At 70.1% G+C, this 19,798-nt stretch carries 19 protein-coding genes and 1 tRNA gene; 4 read left to right on the forward strand and 16 right to left on the reverse strand.

What is annotated here, in order from left to right; translation table 11 throughout:
- Positions 1-36: 36 nt before the first annotated feature.
- From HQ312_RS13790 to HQ312_RS13800, 3 genes are all read right to left on the reverse strand, one after another.
- Positions 37-112: transfer RNA gene (locus tag HQ312_RS13790), tRNA-Thr, on the reverse strand.
- A 62-nt stretch (positions 113-174) separates the two neighbouring features.
- Positions 175-1,362 (reverse strand): DNA polymerase III subunit delta', encoded by a 1,188-nt coding sequence (locus tag HQ312_RS13795; RefSeq protein ID WP_027506716.1) that lies wholly within the window; start codon positions 1,360-1,362, stop codon positions 175-177.
- 11 nt (positions 1,363-1,373) lie between these two features.
- Positions 1,374-2,327: a DUF808 domain-containing protein gene (locus HQ312_RS13800; RefSeq protein WP_222638931.1), complete on the reverse strand. Its 954-nt coding sequence runs from the start codon at positions 2,325-2,327 to the stop codon at positions 1,374-1,376.
- Positions 2,328-2,359: 32 nt separating this feature from the next.
- On the opposite strand from HQ312_RS13800, the gene HQ312_RS13805 reads away from it, so the two are divergent.
- Positions 2,360-3,487, forward strand: a complete 1,128-nt coding sequence (locus HQ312_RS13805) for a type IV toxin-antitoxin system AbiEi family antitoxin domain-containing protein (RefSeq protein WP_222638932.1) — start codon at positions 2,360-2,362, stop codon at positions 3,485-3,487.
- Here HQ312_RS13805 and HQ312_RS13810 read toward each other — a convergent pair.
- The 4 genes from HQ312_RS13810 to HQ312_RS13825 all read right to left on the reverse strand — a co-directional run bounded on the left by HQ312_RS13810 (position 3,484) and on the right by HQ312_RS13825 (position 8,130).
- Positions 3,484-4,032 (reverse strand): DUF664 domain-containing protein, encoded by a 549-nt coding sequence (locus tag HQ312_RS13810; protein WP_222638933.1) that lies wholly within the window; start codon positions 4,030-4,032, stop codon positions 3,484-3,486. The genes HQ312_RS13805 and HQ312_RS13810 overlap by 4 nt on opposite strands.
- Positions 4,033-4,094: 62 nt before the next feature.
- Positions 4,095-7,043 carry a type I DNA topoisomerase gene (gene topA, locus HQ312_RS13815; protein ID WP_222638934.1) on the reverse strand — a complete coding sequence of 983 codons (2,949 nt, stop codon included), beginning with the start codon at positions 7,041-7,043 and terminating at the stop codon, positions 4,095-4,097.
- A gap of 167 nt (positions 7,044-7,210) precedes the next feature.
- Entirely contained in the window at positions 7,211-7,798 is a 588-nt protein-coding gene (locus HQ312_RS13820) for a hypothetical protein (RefSeq protein ID WP_222638935.1), read from the reverse strand.
- A 128-nt stretch (positions 7,799-7,926) separates the two neighbouring features.
- Positions 7,927-8,130: a cold-shock protein gene (locus HQ312_RS13825; RefSeq protein WP_005248460.1), complete on the reverse strand. Its 204-nt coding sequence runs from the start codon at positions 8,128-8,130 to the stop codon at positions 7,927-7,929.
- 344 nt (positions 8,131-8,474) lie between these two features.
- Between HQ312_RS13825 and HQ312_RS13830 the strand changes: the two genes are divergently transcribed.
- Positions 8,475-10,769: a DEAD/DEAH box helicase gene (locus HQ312_RS13830; RefSeq protein ID WP_056444270.1), complete on the forward strand. Its 2,295-nt coding sequence runs from the start codon at positions 8,475-8,477 to the stop codon at positions 10,767-10,769.
- Here the strand turns inward: HQ312_RS13830 and HQ312_RS13835 are convergent.
- Complete coding sequence (locus HQ312_RS13835; RefSeq protein ID WP_222638936.1) at positions 10,766-12,103, reverse strand: cytochrome P450; 1,338 nt, start codon at positions 12,101-12,103, stop codon at positions 10,766-10,768. The genes HQ312_RS13830 and HQ312_RS13835 overlap by 4 nt on opposite strands.
- A gap of 113 nt (positions 12,104-12,216) precedes the next feature.
- Here HQ312_RS13835 and HQ312_RS13840 point away from each other — a divergent pair, with 113 nt between their 5' ends.
- On the forward strand, positions 12,217-12,828 hold the full coding sequence (locus tag HQ312_RS13840) for a DUF998 domain-containing protein (protein ID WP_222633343.1): 612 nt from the start codon (positions 12,217-12,219) through the stop codon (positions 12,826-12,828).
- Between the two features lie 157 nt (positions 12,829-12,985).
- On the opposite strand, the gene HQ312_RS13845 is transcribed toward HQ312_RS13840, so the two are convergent.
- From HQ312_RS13845 to ssd, 7 genes are read right to left on the reverse strand one after another with little or no spacing between them, the layout of a single operon-like run.
- Positions 12,986-13,330: an Rv3654c family TadE-like protein gene (locus HQ312_RS13845; protein WP_222633342.1), complete on the reverse strand. Its 345-nt coding sequence runs from the start codon at positions 13,328-13,330 to the stop codon at positions 12,986-12,988.
- The gene (locus HQ312_RS13850; protein ID WP_285187117.1) at positions 13,323-13,628 is read right to left on the reverse strand and encodes a TadE family type IV pilus minor pilin; all 306 of its coding nucleotides are present in this window, start codon (positions 13,626-13,628) and stop codon (positions 13,323-13,325) included. The genes HQ312_RS13845 and HQ312_RS13850 overlap by 8 nt, the downstream gene beginning before the upstream one ends.
- 35 nt (positions 13,629-13,663) lie before the next feature.
- A complete protein-coding gene (locus HQ312_RS13855) occupies positions 13,664-13,864 on the reverse strand; it encodes a DUF4244 domain-containing protein (RefSeq protein ID WP_222633341.1) in 201 nt (66 codons plus the stop codon).
- 57 nt (positions 13,865-13,921) lie between these two features.
- A complete protein-coding gene (locus HQ312_RS13860; RefSeq protein WP_027506706.1) occupies positions 13,922-14,491 on the reverse strand; it encodes a type II secretion system F family protein in 570 nt (189 codons plus the stop codon).
- Complete coding sequence (locus HQ312_RS13865) at positions 14,488-15,261, reverse strand: type II secretion system F family protein (RefSeq protein ID WP_261782321.1); 774 nt, start codon at positions 15,259-15,261, stop codon at positions 14,488-14,490. The genes HQ312_RS13860 and HQ312_RS13865 overlap by 4 nt, the downstream gene beginning before the upstream one ends.
- Positions 15,261-16,442: a TadA family conjugal transfer-associated ATPase gene (locus tag HQ312_RS13870; protein ID WP_222638938.1), complete on the reverse strand. Its 1,182-nt coding sequence runs from the start codon at positions 16,440-16,442 to the stop codon at positions 15,261-15,263. The genes HQ312_RS13865 and HQ312_RS13870 overlap by 1 nt, the downstream gene beginning before the upstream one ends.
- Positions 16,439-17,497: a septum site-determining protein Ssd gene (gene ssd, locus HQ312_RS13875; protein WP_222638939.1), complete on the reverse strand. Its 1,059-nt coding sequence runs from the start codon at positions 17,495-17,497 to the stop codon at positions 16,439-16,441. The genes HQ312_RS13870 and ssd overlap by 4 nt, the downstream gene beginning before the upstream one ends.
- A 338-nt stretch (positions 17,498-17,835) precedes the next feature.
- Between ssd and HQ312_RS13880 the strand changes: the two genes are divergently transcribed.
- Complete coding sequence (locus tag HQ312_RS13880) at positions 17,836-18,651, forward strand: HAD-IB family hydrolase (protein ID WP_027506702.1); 816 nt, start codon at positions 17,836-17,838, stop codon at positions 18,649-18,651.
- A 376-nt stretch (positions 18,652-19,027) separates the two neighbouring features.
- On the opposite strand, the gene HQ312_RS13885 is transcribed toward HQ312_RS13880, so the two are convergent.
- Positions 19,028-19,780, reverse strand: coding sequence for a hypothetical protein (locus HQ312_RS13885; protein ID WP_056443385.1), 753 nt, complete (start codon positions 19,778-19,780; stop codon positions 19,028-19,030).
- Between the last annotated feature and the right edge of the window lie 18 nt (positions 19,781-19,798).

Here is a 19,798-nt window from a genome sequence, read left to right on the forward strand (position 1 = left end):
CCACGCGTATCGCGAGGCCGCTTTTTCTGAACTGTGTGGAGCCGCCTAAGAGAATCGAACTCTTGACCTTTTCATTACGAGTGAAATGCTCTACCGACTGAGCTAAGGCGGCGTGGCTCCCTGAGGAGCCATCGCAAGTTTAACCGGTCCCCCCGCCCGAACCCAAAACGGGGGTCAGCGGGCCGCCGCGCCCAGTGTGGCGACCATCGCGTCGACCGCGAACTTGGGCTTGACGTTCATCTCCAGCGCTTCGCGGCACCGGAGGATCGCCTCGATGCACTGCAGCAAAGACTCGGGAGTCGATACCGAGGCGAGGCCGCGGGCCTGGTCCTCCATGTCGGGGTGCGTCATCGTCGACGAGGCGCCGTACGACTGTGCGAGAGCGTCGCGGTACAGCCCGGCGAGGTCGATGAGTGCCCGGTCCAGCGAGTCTCGACCGGTACGAGTGCGCCTCGACTTCTGCCGCTGTTCCAATTCCTTGAGCACGCCGGCGGATCCGCGCAGCGCGCCCGCTGCACCCTTGCCGGTGCCGCCGGCGCCGAGTGACGTCCGCAGTTCGTCGGTCTCCCGCTCGTCGCGGTCGGCGTTGATCTGCACCGCGTCGGACTCGGCGGCCTTCACCAGTTCTTCGACCACCGCGTACTGGGTGGCGGGGCGGAGCGCCGCCTTGGCGATGCCCAGTGCCCGCTGCCGTCGCTCGCGTGCCTCGGGGTCCGTCGCCAAGCGGCGCGCGCGGCCCACGTGTCCGCCGCCCACCGAGGCGGCCCACGCGGCGGTCTTCTCGTCCAGGCCGTCGTTCTCCCGCAGCACGCGCGCGATGTCGTCGGGCTTGGGCGTCACCAGAGCCACGTGCCGACAGCGCGAGCGGATGGTGACGGCGATGTCCTCCGGATCCACGGACGGTGCGCAGAGCAGGAAGATGGTGCGGGCCGGCGGCTCCTCGACCGCCTTGAGGAGCGCGTTGTAGGCGCGCTCACCCAGCCTGTCCGCGTCCTCGATGACCACGATCTGCCACGTCCCCGTGGTGGGGCGACGCGCTGCCATCTGCACCACCTCGCGCATCTCCTTGACCGAGATGCTGAGGCCCTGCGGCACGATGCGGCGCACGTCGCCGTGGGTGCCGTGCATGGTGGTGGTGCAGGCGTGGCAGTGGCCGCACCCGATGACGTCCGGATCCGTGCACTGCAGCGCAGCCGCGAAGCAGACAGCGGCGATGGAGCGGCCGGACCCGGGAGGCCCGGTGAACAGCCACGAGTGCGTCATGCGGGAACCGATGTCACCCTCACGCGCAGCCGCCGCCGCGTCGGACAGCTCGGCGACCACCTCGTGCTGACCGACCAGCCGTTCGAACACTCCCGCCATGGGAGGAGAGCTTAGTGCTCCTGTGCGACAGCCCCACCGCGACGCTTGGCCAGCAACGAGGACACCCCGGTCATCACGGCCACGACGATGGAGCCGACGACGAGACCGATCAGCGCGGATGCCAGCGTGTTGACGATCCAGGCCAGCACACCCCCGATACCGGCGACGTCGTGGACCGCGTCCTCCATGTGGTGGACGAACTCGTAGATCGGGTGGAAGCCCAGCTCGTCAATGCCGTTGAGCAGGATGTGGCCGCCGACCCACAGCATCGCCGCGGTGCCCACCACGGACAGCACCGCCATGACCTTGGGCATGCCCTTGACCAGGCCGCGCCCGACGGTCTGCGCGATGCCCGACGAGGTGTCGGCCAACCGGAGACCGATGTCGTCCATCTTCACGATGAGACCGACAACGCCGTAGACGAGGACGGTGATCACCACGGCGACGACGGCCAGGATGATCAGTCGGCTCCAGAAACCCTCGGCGGCGATGGTGTCGAGCGCGATGACCATGATCTCGGCGGACAGGATGAGGTCGGTGCGCACGGCTCCGGCGACGACGGTGTCCTCGTCGCGAGGTCCGTCCTCGTCGTGATCGTGAGCGCCGTGACCGGAGACGGCGCCCCAGATCTTGTGCATCGCTTCGTAACTGAGGTAGGCACCGCCGACCATGAGGATCGGCGTCAGCAGCCACGGCAGGAACTGGCTGAGCAGCAGCGCGATCGGCAGGATGATGAGCAGCTTGTTGCGGAGCGACCCGAGGGCGATGCGCCGCACGATGGGGAGCTCGCGTTCGGCGGCAAGACCGCGCACGTACTGCGGCGTCACGGCGGTGTCGTCGATGACCACACCGGCGGCCTTGGCCGTCGCCTTGCCGGTCGCGGCACCGACGTCGTCGATCGACGCCGCCGCCAGCCTGGCAAGCGCTGCCACGTCGTCGAGCAGGGCTACGAGTCCGCCGGCCATCAGTACTCCCGAAGTAGGTCAGTGGTTCGAGAGTGAGAGTACCGCTCCGGGGGTGGGCTCGACCGCGCATCTCGCAGCAGTTCGCGCAGGCCCTGGACCGTCGCGAACCGCCGAGAGGTGCGCGTACGTTCTCCATCCCCAGCCTGTGGAACACGGCCGACGACTCGACGGCCGGATCGCGCACCCTTCGATACATGTCTCTGATCCCCCGAGCCGATCTCCGACGACGCGGCGTGTCCGACGGTGAGGTACGCGCTGCTGTCCGGTCCGGTTCGATCGTTCCCGTGCGCCGCGGCGTCTACGTCGATCCGGCGACGACCGACTTGTCCGACGACCGCACCCGCCGACTGCTCGAGCTACGCGCCGCCGTCCTCTCCTCCGACAGCGATCTGGTGGTGAGCCACAGCTCGGCAGCGCTGGTCCACGGCATCGACCTGTGGCCCGACATCGATCGTCGAGCACACCTGACGGCGAATCGATCCGGCGGTGGTCGGGCCGGCACGTCGCGCGTCGTGCACGCATCGCCACTGCACCCGGACGACGTGACGACGGTCGACGGGGTGCGTGTCACCTCGCTCGCCAGAACAGTGGTCGACCTCGCCTGTAGTCGGCCGTTCGAGTCCTCGGTCTGCTCCGGCGATGCTGCTCTGCGCCGAACATCGGCGGACGATCTGGCTGCGACGCTGGCCCGAGCGCACGGTCGTCGCGGGATCGACAGGGCGCGGCGGGCCATCGCCTTCATGGACGGTGGCGCCGAGAGCGTGGGTGAGTCTCGGAGCCGGGTCTACCTGCACCGGCACGGCCTCCCCGCTCCTGCGCTCCAATGCGACGTCCTCGACGAGCGCGGACGCTTCGTGGGACGGCCGGACTTCCTGTTCGACGGAGTGATCGGCGAGTTCGACGGGCTTGCGAAGTACCGCGAGTACGGAGATGCAGCGGATGTGGTGATCGCCGAGAAACTGCGCGAGGACCGGTTGCGCTCACTGGAGTGGCGGATCGAACGGTGGACGTGGAACGACCTGGCGACGTCGGCTCTCGCCGATCGTCTCCGGGCAGCGCTCACAGCAGCAGAAGGACGCGCACCCCTCGGCAGTACGCGCAGGCACGGGACGGTCGCGAACTGCGGGGAGGTGCGCGTCCAGGACGGCAATCGCGCCTAGAACTCCAACCCCATGTCACCCGCCACCACACCCATCGTCGACTGCCCGTCCAGAGCCTCGCGGAGGATGTCGGCGTGCCCGCTGTGGTGGGCGATCTCGCGCAACAGGTGCAGCAGTACGCGCCGCGCCGTCCACCAGATGCGCTCCGGCGCCCACGGTGCGGTGGGTTGCGGGATCAGGTCGTCGAGGTTGCCGAGCGCGGCGATGCACTGCTCGAGAGCTCGCCCGGCGGAGTCGAGTTCGGCCAGCACCTGTTCGATCGACTCGGGCACCTCGGGCTCGCCCGATCCCGAGAAGTCGACGGTCGAGTTCTCGTCGCGCTCCTCGAGCATGGTCACGTTCCCGCGGATCACCGACGCGACGTGCGCGATCAGCGAGGCGAGCGTGAACTCACTGACGGTCGTGCGCCGACGCGCCTGCTCATCGGTGATTCCCCGCGCCGTGATCGCGAGCATCCCGCGCTGATCGGCCAGGATGGTGACCAGATCGGGCTTCTCGCCCGTGACGTCGACCGACGGCCCCACGGATGTGTACGTCCCCGCCATGATGTGCCCCTCTCCTCGTGTGTGAGGAGAACGCTAAGGGCAATCGCGGACAGGTGCGGTCCTCAGGACTCGGCGGGCGGCGCCTTCTTCGCAGCGGTCTTCTTGGCGGCCGCCTTCTTCGCGGGAGCCTTCTTGGCCGGCGTCTTCTTCGCTGCCGCCTTCTTGGCGGGAGCCTTCTTCGCCGGCGCCTTCTTGGTGGCCTTCTTCTTCACGGGCCCGCGAGCGCGACGATCCGCGAGGAGTTCCATGGCCCGCTCGTCGGTGATGGTGCCCACCTCGTCGCCCTTGCGCAGGCTGGCGTTGGCCTCACCGTCGGTGACGTACGGACCGAAGCGGCCGTCCTTGATCACCATCGGCTGACCACTGACAGTGTCCACACCGAGTTCGCGCAGCGGCGGCGTGGCGGCACCCTGACGTCCGCGACGCTTGGGCTCGGAGTAGATCTTCAGAGCCTCCTCGAGGGAGACGGTGAAGATCTGGTCCTCGGTGGCCAGCGAGCGGGAGTCGGTGCCCTTCTTGAGGTAGGGACCGTAGCGCCCGTTCTGCGCCGTGATCTCTTCCTTGCTCTCGGGGTCGACGCCCACCACGCGCGGCAACGACAGCAGCTTCAGCGCGTCGTCCAACGTGACCGTCGCGAGATCCATCGACTTGAGCAACGAACCCGTTCGCGGCTTCGGTGCGGTCGCTTTCTTCGCGGCCTTCTTGGCGGGAGCCTTCTTCGCCGCCTTGGTGGCCACGGCGGTGCCGCCGCCCCCATCGGACGAATGCTGTTCCACCGGAACGATGTCCGGGGTGGGCTCGGGCTCCTCGGGGATGACCTCGGTGACGTACGGCCCGAATCGTCCTTCCTTGGCGACGATCTCGTGACCCGACAGCGGGTCGACACCGAGCTTGCGACCCTCCTGCGGAGTCGCGAACAGCTTCTCGGCGAACTCGAGCGTCAGCTCGTCCGGCGGAAGGTCGTCGGGCAGGTTGGCGCGCTGCGAGATCGGATCCCCGTCGGGATCGTCCGGGTTCTGCACCATCCGTTCGAGGTACGGGCCGTAGCGACCGACGCGGACGTGTACGTCGCGACCTTCGGAGTCGTCGAACAGGTGGATCGAGTTGATGACGCGGGCGTCGATGTCCTCGAGGTTCTGGCCGACCATCTTCTTCAGTCCGCCGGACCGTGCGACCGACCCCTCCGTGCCGTTCTCACCGCCGAAGTAGAAGGCGGACAACCAGTCTCCACGTCGTTCGCGGCCACCGGCGATGGCGTCGAGGTCGTCCTCCATGCCTGCGGTGAAGTCGAAGTCGACCAACCGGCCGAAGTGCGCCTCCAGCAACGCGATCACGGAGAACGCCACCCACGACGGCACCAGGGCGCTGCCGCGCTTGTAGACGTATCCGCGGTCGAGGATGGTCTTGATGATCGACGAGTACGTCGACGGGCGACCGATGCCGAGTTCCTCGAGCGTCTTGATGAGCGACGCCTCGGTGAAGCGGGCCGGTGGGTTGGTGGTGTGACCGTCGGGATCGAGACCGGTGGCCGTGACCGCCTGTCCCTGCTCGAGAACCGGCAACCGGGACTCGGCGTCGTCGGACTGTCCCCCGGCCTGGTCGTCGACACTCTCGACGTAAGCCTTGAGGAAGCCGGCGAACGTGATGGTGCGTCCCGACGCGGCGAAGGTGCACTCCTCACCGGTACCCGCGGTGCCCGAGATGCGCAGCGACAGAGTGGTTCCGCGCGCATCCGCCATCTGGGAGGCGACGGTGCGCTGCCAGATGAGTTCATAGAGGCGGAACTCGTCGGTGTCCAGCGAGCTGTGCAGTTGGCCCGGTGTCGCGAAGGAATCACCCGCGGGGCGGATGGCCTCGTGCGCCTCCTGGGCGTTCTTCACCTTGCGGGTGTACTGCCGCGGGGTGTCGTGCACGTACTCCGGGCCGTACAGCTCGGTGGCCTGACGACGTGCGGCATCGATCGCCGACGCCGACAGGTTCGTCGAGTCGGTACGCATGTAGGTGATGTAGCCGTTCTCGTACAACCGCTGCGCGATACGCATGGTGCGCTCGGAGGACATGCGGAGCTTGCGCCCGGCCTCCTGCTGCAGGGTCGAGGTCATGAACGGGGGGTACGGACGACGCGTGTACGGCTTGGACTCGACCGATGCGACGGTCAGATCGACACCGTCCAGAGCCTCGGACAACCGGCGTGCGCGCGCCTCGTCGAGAACGGTGACGCCCTCGGACTTGAGTTTGCCGTCGGCACCGAAGTCGCGTCCCGACGCGACACGAGAGCCGTCGACGTTGACCAGGCGCGCACCGAACGCCCGCGGCGTCGCCTCGGCGCCGGCGTCGAGCTGCGCCGAGATGTCCCAGTACTCGGCCGATCGGAACGCCATGCGCTCACGTTCGCGCTGCACGATGACACGTGTGGCCACCGACTGGACGCGGCCCGCCGACAGCTTCGGCATGACCTTCTTCCACAGCACCGGCGAGACCTCGTAGCCGTACAGGCGGTCGAGGATGCGGCGCGTCTCCTGGGCGTCGACGAGGTCGGTGTCCAGTTCGCGGGTGTCGGCGGCGGCGGCGAGGATGGCCGGCTCGGTGATCTCGTGGAAGACCATCCGTCGAACCGGAATCTTCGGCTTGAGCGTCTCGAGGAGATGCCACGCGATGGCCTCGCCCTCGCGGTCGGGGTCGGTGGCGAGGTAGAGCTCGTCGGCGTCCTTGAGCAAGCTCTTGAGCTCGGCGACCTTGCCCTTCTTCTCCGGGCTGACGACGTAGAGAGCCTCGAAGTCGTGGTCCACGTCGACACCGAGACGAGCCCAGGACTCGCCCTTGTACTTGGCCGGAACGTCTGCAGCACCACGCGGGAGATCTCGGATGTGCCCGACCGAGGCCTCGACCACGTAGTTCTTGCCCAGATAGGGCGCGATCTTCTTGGCCTTGGTGGGTGACTCGACGATCACGAGACGCCGAAGCCCGGACGCGCCGGACGACGAGTTCCCCGTGCTGTCTCCTGCTGCCACCTGCTGCCGAACCTTCCTGGTCCCCGCGAGAGGGAACCCGTTCACCTGCGTCGATACCCCGAACCGTTCGAAGCCGACACACTACAGAGTGACACACACGTGCAACTCGTATGTGACACCGCGGCCCATCGACCATCGGTGACCTCCGCCCGAGTCCCCCTCTTCCTCTACACGAGGACGGGCCACCCGCCCGCGGCGAGAGCGCCCGGTGGCGGCTCGCCGATGTTCTCGATGAGCCTGGTCACCCGACGCCGACCGGTGATCCGGAGTGCCGGCGTCCCTCCGTGGGTTCCCACCAGAGTCGGCGCCACACCGGCGCGCATCAACGACTGGGCGAGCACCGGATGCGTGTCGGGGGCGTGCGGATCGAGTCCGAGGACGAACCGGGCGCCGCCTGCCTCCTGCCGTCCCGCCGCGACCACCCAGGCCCGCAGGGCGCGCGGTCCGGGCACCCAACCCCCGGGCACCGCCTTCACCGCTCCCCGGACCCACTCCGCGGCGAGCGACGCCAGCTCGGGCACCGGCTCGGTCCGGACCAGTGGCCGTCCCTCGTCGGTCGTCGTGATCTCGGCGTCGAAGCCGCACGACTCGATCAGGTCGGCCACCGCGTGGGCACGCCAGGTGGCGTCGACGACGACGGAGATGCGCGTGCGCCCGGACACGATCACGGGCTGACCCTGCGCAGCCAGCAGCCCGGCGAGGTCGGCCGCGTCGGGCGGCGTCGACTCGGCGGAGAAGAAGGACAACTGGCTCACGATCGCGACAGTAAGCCACGAACGCCCCGCCGGCGTGGTGTCCGCGACGCAGTGTCACGGAAACGAGACGTCCCCCGCCACCTCGGAAGGCGACGGGGGACGTGTCGGTAGAGACTGTCCGATCGAGATCAGACGGCGCGGACGCCCGTGGCCTGGGGGCCCTTGGTGCCCTGTCCGACCTCGAACTCCACGCGCTGGTTCTCCTCGAGGGTGCGGAAGCCGCTGCCCTGGATCTCGGAGTAGTGGACGAAGACGTCAGCGGAGCCGTCCTCGGGTGCGATGAAGCCGAAGCCCTTTTCGGCGTTGAACCACTTCACAGTTCCCTGTGCCATGCTTGTCTATCCTTTTCTTGAACACCGGATGCGATGAACGGCACTTACAGTCCATCGGGCCGGTTCCGACCGCTGTGATGATCCCCCCCAAGAGTCACCCCGTGGGCAGAGCTTCACGCACCGCGCTCGCAACATTAGATCCTGCGAGCGTGAAAACGAACACAGAAGCTGCGACCGAGAACAGTGAACCACGTCGGACGGCGGCGCGACAGTCGACGAGACAACAACTTCGTAAATATCCTCGCGGGCTCTGTCCGCCCGTTCTTCTACGATCGACACGAGCACCGAGGGAGTGAGAGACAGTGAGCACGACGACCGACGCACCGGCCTCCTCGTTCGGCGGAATGCTGCTCGGACGAGCGCTGGCGGGAACGCCGCCGGGAGAGTCTCCGCTGACCCATGCGGCGGAGCTGCCGGGACGTGAGTCCCGGTACGCCGCATGGCCGCAGTGGCTCGAGCCCGCGGTCGTCGAGGTCTTCCAGGACTGCGGGATCCCGCAGCCGTGGACCCACCAGGCAGAGGCCGCGTCGCTCGCGTGGTCGGGCCGCAACGTGGTGGTCTCGACGGGCACGGCGTCGGGCAAGTCGCTGGCGTACCGGATGCCCGTGCTGTCCCGTCTGTCGACCGACGCGCGCGCCACCGCGCTCTACCTCGCGCCCACCAAGGCGCTGGGGGCAGACCAGCTTCGGGCTGCAGTGGACATGACGGACTCGCTCGCCGCGCGGGGCTTCCCGGACATCGCACCGAGTGCGTACGACGGCGACACACCCCTCGAGGTGCGCCAGTGGGCCCGGGCGAACTCACGGTGGATCTTCACCAACCCCGACATGCTGCACATCTCGCTGCTCAAGGGCCATCAGCGGTGGGCGCACTTCTTCCGCAACCTGGCGTACGTCGTCGTCGACGAATGTCATTCGTATCGAGGGGTGTTCGGCTCCAACGTCGCCCTGATCCTGCGACGACTCCGGCGCATCGCCGCGCGCTACGGCGCCGCGCCCGTCGTCGTTCTCGCGAGCGCCACCGCGTCGAATCCCGGGGCCGCGGCCAGTCGCCTGGTCGGTGCACCGTGCGAGGAGATCACCGAGGACGGATCTCCCCACGGTCCCCGGACCGTCGCCCTGTGGGAGCCACCGCTTCTGGACGTCACGGGTGAGAACGGGGCGCCGATCCGGCGCGCCGCCGGTTCCGAGGCCGCACGCATCATGGCCGACCTCGTCGTCGAGGGCGCCCGGACGCTGACGTTCGTCCGTTCCCGACGCGGCGCGGAGCTGACGGCACTGGGTACCGCGCGGCTGCTCGCGGACGTCGATCCCGATCTGCCGCAGCGCATCGCGGCATACCGGGCCGGATACCTCGCCGACGACCGCCGCGAACTCGAGCGGTCGCTGTCCGACGGCACCCTGCTCGGCGTGGCCACCACCAACGCACTCGAGCTCGGCGTCGACATCGCGGGGCTCGACGCCGTCGTCGTCGCCGGCTTCCCGGGGACGGTCGCGTCGTTCTGGCAGCAGGCCGGCCGCTCCGGTCGCCGCGGCCAGGGGTCGCTGGTGATCCTGGTGGGCCGGGACGACCCGCTCGACACGTACCTCGTGCACCATCCGGCCGCGTTGCTGGACAAGCCCATCGAGGCGACGGTCACCGATCCCACCAACCCCTACGTGCTGGGGCCACAGCTGCTCTGCGCGGCCATGGAACTCCCGCTGACCGACGACGAGGTGATCGAGCTCGGCGCTCAGGACGTCGCGCAGTCCCTCGCGGACCGGGGTCTGCTCCGCCGTCGGCCGCACGGGTGGTACATCACCGCGGACGCGACCCCCCATGCGGCGGTGGACATCCGGGGCGGTATCGGGTCGCAGATCGCGATCGTCGACGGCTCCACCGGACGCATGCTCGGCACCGTCGACGCCGGCCGCGCGCCCTCGACGACCCACCCCGGCGCTGTCCACATCCATCAGGGCGAGTCGTTCGTCGTGGACACGCTCGACTTCGAGGAAGGCCTCGCGGTGGTGCACCCCGAGGAGCCCGAGTGGACCACCTCGGCGCGCGAGATCACCGACATCGTGATCGAGGACGTGCACGAACAGCAGTCGTACGGGGAGGTCGACGTCGCGCTGGTGCAGGTCCAGGTGAGCCACCAGGTGGTCGGATACCTCCGCAGACTGCCGTCCGGAGAGATTCTCGACTCCGTGGAACTCGACATGCCGATGCAGGAACTCCACACGCGCGCAGTCATGTACACGATCACGCCGGAGTTGCTCGAGTCCGCCGGCGTGACCGCCGAACGTGTCCCCGGGTCGCTCCACGCGGCGGAGCACGCGGCCATCGGTCTGCTGCCCCTCGTCGCGACATGCGACCGATGGGACATCGGCGGCGTGTCGACGGCACTGCACGCCGACACCGGCCTGCCGACGGTCTTCGTCTACGACGGGTACGACGGTGGCGCCGGATTCGCCGACCGCGGCCACGCCGTCATCGGCACCTGGCTCTCCGCGACCCGCGAGGCCATCGCGTCGTGCGAGTGTGTCTCGGGGTGCCCGTCCTGCGTGCAGTCACCCAAGTGCGGCAACGGAAACGATCCGTTGGACAAGGACGGCGCCGTGCGCGTGCTCGACGCCGTCCTCGCCTGTCTGGAGGGTTAGGCAGACACGGTGGCCGGTTCGCCGAGCGCCACCGGTAGCGTGCGGAACCCGTGCAGCACACGGGTGTCCCGCTTGACGCCGGTGCCGGCGGACGACAGATGCGGGAAGCGGTCGAACAGCGTGCGCAGTCCCACCTCGCTCTCCGCGCGCGCGAGTGCGGCGCCGAGGCAGTAGTGGCGCCCACCCGAGAACGACAGGTGCTTGTTGGCGTTGGACCGACCGACGTCGAAGGTGTCGGCGTCGTCGAAGACCTGCGGGTCCCGATTACCGGCCGCGAGGACGCACACCACCAGATCGCCGGCCTCGAGGTCCATGCCTTCGAGGGTGACGGAACCCTTCGCGACGCGGGCCGTCATCTGCACCGGCGACTCGAGTCGCAGCATCTCGTCGACGGCCGTTCCCCACAGCGACGGATCGTCCTGCAGTCGCGCGAGCTGGTCGGGGTTGTTCATCAGCAGATTGATGCCGCTGCCGAGCAGGTTGACCGTCGTCTCGAACCCTGCCGCCAACACCAGACCCGCGGTGGCGCGGAGTTCCCGATCGTTCAGGTACACCCCGTCCTCGGACGCCGCGATGAGCTGACTCATCAGATCGTCGCCCGGGTTGTCGCGCAGTCCCGCGATGTGGGTGGCGAGCCAGCGGTCGAAGCCCTCGAGGCCCTGCTCGACCTCGCGGAACTGCGACCACGTCAGACCGACGTCGAGACTGGGCGCCGCGAGTTCGCCGAATTCGAGCACCTTGTCGCGGTCCGCCTCCGGCACGCCGAGGATGTCGCCGATGACGGCGACCGGAAGCTTCGCGCAGTACGACGAGACGATGTCGACCGTGCCGCCGCCCGCGGCCACGAGTTCGTCGAGGAGCGTGTCGGCCACCTGCTGCACGTTGTCGCGCATCGCGTTGACGGCGCGCGCGGTGAACACCGACGACACCAACTTGCGGTAGCGGGTGTGCGAGGGCGGCTCGACCGACAGCAGCGACGGCGGCGCCAGCGGGTGCAGAGCGGCGGTGCGGGTGCGACGCTCGATCGCCCGTAGCGGCTTCGGGAGGTTGCCGCCCACGACGACGGTGCGGTAGTCGTCCGAGCGCAGGAGGTCGAAGATCAACCCGTGGTCGACGGTGAGGTAGGCGACGCGGCCCTTGACGATCCTTCCCCGGTCGCGAATCTCCTGGTAGACGACACCGGGGTTCGCGCGAGTCACCGGATCGGCGATGAGCTTGGCCTGCGGGTCACCGATCTTGATGCCCCGTTTGGCGAAGAAGCGCACCACTCCGTGCACCGCGAACCACCGCAGCCGCGATCGTGCCTCGTCCTTGACGTCCGCCACTCTCGACATTCCGATTCCCCCGATGCTCGGCCTGCGATAACCCGGTTGCGCGTTACCGCACGTCACACGTGTGACTCACCTCATGATGCGCCGGTCACGACGCCGGTGTCTACCGTCGTGTCATGACCCTGCGTCGGAGCGTCGCCTCCTTGTGGATCGCCACAGTCCTCTACTGGCCGATGCAGGTGATCGTCTCGCGTTCCTGGACCACCCCGTACAGCTGGCGTGACGACGTCATCAGCGCCCTCGGTGCGGCGACGTGCACCGACTACTGCTCGCCCGATCACGTCGTCATGAACGCGACGTTCGTGGCCGTGGGCGGCGCCACCGCAGCGGGCGCGGCGCTCCTGGTACGTCCCTCGGTGGGCATCGCACGGACGGGGTGGATCCTCGTGGCGCTCTCCGGTCTCGCGACGTGCGCCGTCGGGTTCCTCCCGATGGACGTCGCACCGGTCCCCCACACCGTCGCGGCGCAGGTGCACTTCGGCCTGCAGCTCGCCGGAATGCTGTGTGTCGCACGATCCGTCGGTCGAGTCGCCTCGCGATTCACCTACGCCTGCAGTGCGATCGCCGTGGTGGGCGGCATCGCCTTCCTCAGCCCCGGGAAATGGGGACTGGGCTCGGGTGTCACCGAGCGGCTCGCCCTCGACACCCTGAACGTGTGGACCATCGGCATGGGCGTGCTCCTGCTGGCGCGATCGTGGAATCCAGGCCCCGGAATCCGGGGTCGATAGTCCACGATCACCGAGACCCCAGTTGCGTGTCTCTGTGAGGCGGGCTGCTGCACGAGCCGCCGTGGCCGCCAGCGTGAAGACCGGCCGCCCCGTCGCACCGGAAGTACGCAGGCTCGCCGAGTCGCGCTGACCGACATACCGAGGTGCTGGTCCACGATCACTCCTTTACCGGCCCCGCCCGCGCGGAGGCCACCGCGTCCCTCTCCCCGAAGCGCAGCAGCGCGATCCGCACCCGCACCCGGACCTGCACGTCCCACTCCTCCACCGCGCATCCGTCCAGCACCGCATCCATCCGGGCAGCCGATGCCGTCGCCGCCGCGCACCCTGCCTCGGACCCCGACGTCAGTGCGGCGGCACCCGCCAGCGCAGCGAGGTCCGCCGCCGACTGCGCCTGGTGACGGGCCGAGACGGCGGCACCCACCGAGACCACCGCCGCGGTCACCACCACCAGCGCCGCCGTGACGAACGCTCCCAGCACAGTCGCCGAACCGCGGTCATCCACCCGTCGGCTCCGCCGTCGCCACCGCACTCGCCGACACCGTCAACCCGGGCAGCGGCGACGACGCCTCCACCCGCACCGTCACCAGATCGCCGACGCGCGACACCGTCACCCGCGCACCGGGCGGGGCCACCGCCGTCGCCGACGTCACCGCGCTCTCGTCTCCGAGCGCCGAGAGCCGGGCACCCTCCCGCGCCGCGTCGATGCACCGGATGTGCTCGGTGACGGTGACCAGCGCACCGAGGCACAACACCAGGACGGCAACGATCGACGAGATCGCCAGCGCCGCCTCGACCGTCACCGCCCCGCTGTCGCCCGTGAGACCCGAGTCCCCCGTCAGACCTGCGTCTGCAGAGCCTTGTCGATGATGGACGTCAACGCGGTCACGATGCTGTCGCCCGTCACCACCGTGTAGAGCACGGCACCGAACGCCGCCGCCGCGATGGTGCCGATGGCGTACTCGGCCGTCGACATCCCGTCGTCCTCCCGCGCCACCGTCAGGATGCGCGCGCCCACCTCGGTCAGGAACTTGCTCATGTTCTCCCCCTTCGTGTTCCGAGGAGGACGTTCCCCCTCGGCGTTCTCGGGCGGGGGTCACATCACCCCGCCGTTCAGGACGGACCCGGCAAGCCCGATCACCACGGGCACGATGCCGAGGCAGACGAACGCGGGCAGGAAGCACAGCCCCAGCGGTCCGCTCACCATCACTCCGGCGCGTTCGCCCGCGGCAGCGGCAGCATCGTCGGCCCGCACGCGCAGATCGGCTGCCGCCTCGGCGGTCGCGTCGGCCATCGAGGTTCCCGACCGCGCCGAGCGGAGGATGACGCGTGCCACCGACTCGGTGTCGGGATGCGCCGCCAGCGCCGACCAGGCCGCATCGGGATCCGCTCCGAGAGTGAGCAACTGGGCGGCGCGGCGCAGTGCCGACGCCATGGGTTCGGGCGCGACGGAGGACACCGCCGAGGATGCGCTGCCGATGTCGAGTCCCCCACGGAGACAGGCGGACAGCAGGTCCAACGCGCCCGCGGTGGCGTGGTGGTCCGTCGGCGCCACCCCCACCGATGCGGAACCGTTCGCGCCCGGCACCCGGAGCCGGGCGCGCACACCGACGGCGGGCGGGAGCGCGAGCACCGCGGCGGCGAGGAGCACGAGAGTGATCGTCACGGTGCCACCTTCGCGACGATGGCGTCGGTCCAGAGCAGCCCGGCGCAGGCGAGGGCCACTCCGACGACCAGCATGATGGCGCCGGCGCCGCCTCCGGTGAGAACCGCGAGGGGCGCTGCGCCCATGGCCTGGCCGAGCAGGACGCCGACGGCGGGCAGCGCGGCGAGGACCATCGCCGTGGCGCGCGGGCCGGCCATGGACGCCTCGATGCGCCGGGCCGAGCGTCCGCGATCGCGCAGATCGGAGCGCACCGCGTCGAGCAGTGCCGCGAGACCCAGCCCGTGCACCTCGGCCACGCGCCACACGGCACCCACCCGGTCCCACGCCGGCCCGTGTCCGCCGACACGCACGGCATCCGACATCGTGCCGCCCAGTTCCGCACGGGCCGCGGCCGCGGCGAAGACGGTGCCGACCGGCCCGGGGTGCTCGCGTGCAGCGGTGCGGCAGGCCGTGGCCGGGTGGGCTCCCACGCGGAGTTCGGCCACCACCGTCTCGAGCGCCGCCGCCAGGGTGTCCCCCGCGCGGCGACGGTCCGCCCGCACGGCGCCTCGGGTGCGCCGCAGGGCGACGGTTCCCAGCACGACGGCCACGGCGGCACCCACCGCGGCGCCGAGGGCCAGCGCCGCCGCGCCTGCCGCGACGGGTATCCAGGCAGGCGCCGGCACTCGCACGGACACGAGCGAGCGTCGGCGCACCGGTCCGAGGCGCCGGCGCGCGTCCGTGCAGGGCAGCACCAGCAGAGCCGCCGCGAGACAGACCGCCGCGAGCATCACGCGGACCCCTCCCGCCGGCGCAGGATCGCGGTGAGAGCGTCGAGTCCTGGACCTCGTGCCCGCGTTCGCGACCAGGCGTCGACCACGGTGCACAGCCCGCGGTCGTCCCGTTCGAGCACGCCGATGGACGACAGCACACGCTGCCCGCTCGGCGTGCGGGCGGTGTGCAGCACCACCTGCACCGCGGCGGCGAACTGGCTGTGCAACGCCGCCCGGTCCATCCCACCGAGGGCCGCCAGCGCTTCGAGTCGTGCGGGTACCTCGTCGGGCGAGTTGGCGTGCACGGTGCCCGCACCGCCGTCGTGTCCGGTGTTGAGCGCGGTGAGCAGGTCGACGACCTCGGCACCGCGGACCTCGCCCACCACGATGCGATCGGGACGCATGCGCAGGGCCTGACGCACCAGATCGCGCACTCCCACCTGGCCCACTCCCTCCACATTCGCGGGCCGGGCGACGAGCCGCACCACGTGGGGGTGCGAGGGCGCCAGTTCGGCGGCATCCTCGACACAGATGATGCGCTCGGCCGCGTCCACCTCGCCGAGGAGTGCCGCCAGCAATGTCGTCTTGCCGGTTCCTGTGCCACCGACCACGAGGAAGGCCAGGCGTCCGGACACGATGCGGCGCAACAGACCTTCGGCGCCCTCGGCGAACGCGCCGGTCGCGGCGAGCGCTGCCAGACCCTGCGTCGCGGGACGGAGCACGCGGAGCGACAGGCACGTCCCGCCCTGCGCCACCGGCGCGAGAACGGCGTGCAGTCGCACTCCGAACGACCCGGGATCGATTCCGGGCAGACGACCGTCCACCCACGGCTGCGCATCGTCGAGCCGCCGCCCGGCCGACAGCGCCAGCCGCTGGGCGAGGCGGCGCACGGCGGCCTCGTCCCCGAACCCGACGCCGGCTCGCCGCAGACCCTGTCCCCGGTCCACCCACACGTCGTCGGGTCCGGTGACCAACACGTCGGTCACGCCGGGCTCGCGCAGGACGGCGTCGAGCACGCCGGCACCGCGGAACTCGGTGTCCAGGAGATGCAGTGCGCGCAGCAGATCCGCGTCACCGAGCACGCCGCCCGCCTCGGCCCGGAGCGCCTCCGCGATGAGGGCGGGCGTCGGATCCCGGTCGGCGTCGACGAGGCGCACCCGGACGCGATCGAGCAGATCCGTCGACACCCATCCCGTCATGTCGTGGGCGCCGAGGTGAGCAGTGCCAGGACGTCGCCGGCAGCTCGCGCCAGGGGAGATCGGCGGCCGAGGACCAGTCCACGCCCGTCGAGCATCGCGGCGAGTCGACGCTCGGGGCGCACGGAGGCGAGCAGGGGAAGACCCACCACGTCGGCCACCTCCGCGGCCGTCAGTCCGGACGGCGCGGGACCGCGGACCACCACTCCCACGTTGGCCGATGTCGAGGTGATCGACCGGGCGAGACACTGCGCCGCCGCGGCCGACCGCACCGTCGCCGGGACCAGCACGACCACCAGATCTGCCGCCTGCACGGACATCTCGTGAATGGGGCCTGCGCGCGGTACGTCGCACACGACGACCTCGCCCGCCGTGACTCCGGCGTCGACGACGGCGCGCCAGGCCGCTGCCGTGATGGTGTTCGTCTGCTCGCGCCGGGTCGAGAGCACCGCCAGATCGCCGCGCCCGGGCAGCGCGTGATGCAGTGCGTCGGCCGTGACGGTTCCGCCGTCGATCACCAGTTCCGGCCAGCGCAGGCCCGGTGTGCCGTCGAGTCCCGTGACGAGGTCCATCCCGCCGCCCGCCGCGTCTCCGTCCATCAACACGGTGCGCCCGGACCGGGACGCGACGACGGCCGATGCCGCGGCGAACACGGACGCACCGGCGCCGCCGCAACCGCCCACCACCGTCACGACCACACCGCCACCGACGGGGACGCGTGCGGCCGCGGACAGCACCCCCATGAGATCGGCCTCCTGCGCCGGCAGCGCGAGCACACGGGAGGTGCCGAGCCGCGACGCGCTCTGCCAGGCCTCGACGTCCGCCGGTCCGTCGGTCACCACGACGACACCGGGATGCCTCGAAAGGTGTTCCCGCACTGCTCGTTCGGCAGCTGCCGTTCCCAGCACGACGATGTCCGAGGACTGCCACAGCGCGCGGTCCGGCAGCGCGCCGAGGTGCGTCGACTCCCGACCCGCGGCGGCGGCGATGCGCCGGACGCGATCGGAGAGTGCGGCGTCGGGCACGATCACCAGGAGTGCTGAATCGAGGTCGGTCACGCCGTCGATCGTGCGGCGTCCGCGGTCGGTCCGCCAGGGCGACGAGCCGAACCTGTGGACAACTCGGTACCCGGGGACGGCGCCTGCGCCGGCGCGGAGAAGGTGCTAGCGCACCGGAAGTAGGGGACGACCCCCGCCAGGGGGGGAGGAGGCGGGGGTCGTCGGAGTTCAGCCCCGGGGGGTCGGGCTGAACACGCCCGGTTCGAGACCGGGTAGTCGAAATCTTACACCGCCGACCACCCGCACCGACACGGACGACCGTCGGTCCGTCGCGCCGTCGAAGCAGGTGGAGACACCGTGACCCGCGATCCACCTCCGGGCACCCTTAGGCTGACGGGGTGAGCACACCCCTCCGCCCGGACGCCCCCGGCCGCGTCGCCGCGTTCTTCGATCTGGACAAGACGATCATCGCCAAGTCCTCGACGCTGGCCTTCAGCAAGCCCTTCTTCGACGGGGGTCTCATCAACCGCCGGAGCGTGCTCAAGAGCAGCTACGCGCAGTTCCTGTTCCTGGTGTCGGGCGCGGATCACGACCAGATGGAACGGATGCGCATCCACATCGCCAACATGTGTACCGGCTGGGACGTCGAGCAGGTCCGAGCCATCGTCGCCGAGACGTTGCACGACATCGTCGATCCGCTGGTCTTCGCCGAGGCTGCCGACCTCATCGCCGACCACAAGCTGCGCGGCCACGACGTCGTCATCGTCTCGGCCTCCGGCGAGGAGGTCGTGGCGCCCATCGCGGAGGCTCTGGGCGTGGACCACGACATGGGTACCCGGATGGCCGTCGAGGACGGCAAGTACACGGGCGAGCTCTCGTTCTACTGCTACGGGCCCGGCAAGGTCACCGCCATGGAGGAGTTGGCCGAGCGCGAGGGATACGACCTGTCTCGGTCCTACGCCTACTCGGACTCGATCACCGATCTGCCGATGCTCGACGCGGTCGGACATCCCACCGCGGTGAACCCGGATCGAGGCCTGCGCCGCGAGGCGTCGGCCAGGGGATGGCCGATCCTCACGTTCTCCGACCCGGTCTCGCTGCGCGCCCGGTTCCAGGCCCCGTCGTCGGGCACGGTGGCCGGCATGGCCGCCGTCTCGTTCGGCGCCCTGGCCGCGGGCGCCGCGACGTACACGCTGCTGCGTCGGCGACGCTGAATCGATCGGGTTCGCGAAACCCTTGCTGTGGCGCGAGTCACAGAGTACAAATGGTCGTACGGGAAGACGGAAGGCCAAGAGCGGGCCGGAAGAGAAGGATCGCTCTCCCAGCCGGGCTTTCCCCAGCACGACCGATCAGTACCCACGCGTAGCGCGCCGCTATGATGGCACAAGCGTTGTGGGCCTGCGAAAGTCGCGCATCAGGGATGAGAACTTCGCACTGGTTGCGGACACGAGTCCCGGGCGCACGATTTCTCGCCGAGGCCTCGCGGAGTCCGCTCCGCCGCAACCCACTCTGCACGCCTGGTAACCGACGTTCGTGCTGACGGGCGACGTCGTCGAGGTGAGAACTCGGCAGCGTCGCCCGTTTCATGCGTCAGACAGAGTTGTCCGCGATGGTGGTCGCCTCGGCTGCTCCGGCCTCGAAGGTGCCGCAGCACAACAGCACCCAGCTCCCCACGCCCTGCTCGGTGCCGCGGGCGAAACCGTCGGCGCCGGTGCGGTACGCGGCGAGCCGCTTCGCCCAACTGATCTCCGGGACACCGAGATTGTGGGGGTCGAAGCCCGTGGACACGGCCACCAGCCGCGAGGCCGCCCGGGCCACGATGCCGTCGGCCGTGCCGAACGGCTTCAGCGCCAACAGTTCTCCGTGCACCACGGCGGCCAGCACCGGGGCGGGCGCCTTCGTGGCGCCGGTCACGAGATCCGCCAGGAACGCCAGGCGGTCGGCTGCGTCCGCACGGGGTCGTCCGAGATCGTCCTGTGTCGTCGCCAGGTCCGCGGCGGCCAGGAGGTGCAGCCGCGCGAGTGCCTGCAGCGGCGCCCGCTGCCAGACGCCCACCATGATCGGCAGGGAGTCGCCGTCGAGAGCCTGGGCCACCCGCAGCGCGCCGGCGAGCAGGGGCGGAGCGGCCTCACCGTCCTCGGGCATCGCCGTGGAGGAACCCTCCATCGCGGCGGAGGCCCGCGCGGCCCGGACCGCCGCCTCGGCTGCCGTCGCCTTCCATCCGCGCCGGTTGGCCTTGTGCCGGTGCACCTCGCCCAACGCGTTCCGCGCCCGCTCGGCGGCGTCGCGCACCCCCTCGAGCTCCAGGATCGGGCCGAGGGGATCTGTGGCTGAGCTGGTCATCCGGTCAGGCTATCGGTG

The sequence above is a fragment of the Rhodococcus sp. BP-316 genome, from assembly GCF_019836105.1.
GTDB lineage: Bacteria > Actinomycetota > Actinomycetes > Mycobacteriales > Mycobacteriaceae > Rhodococcoides.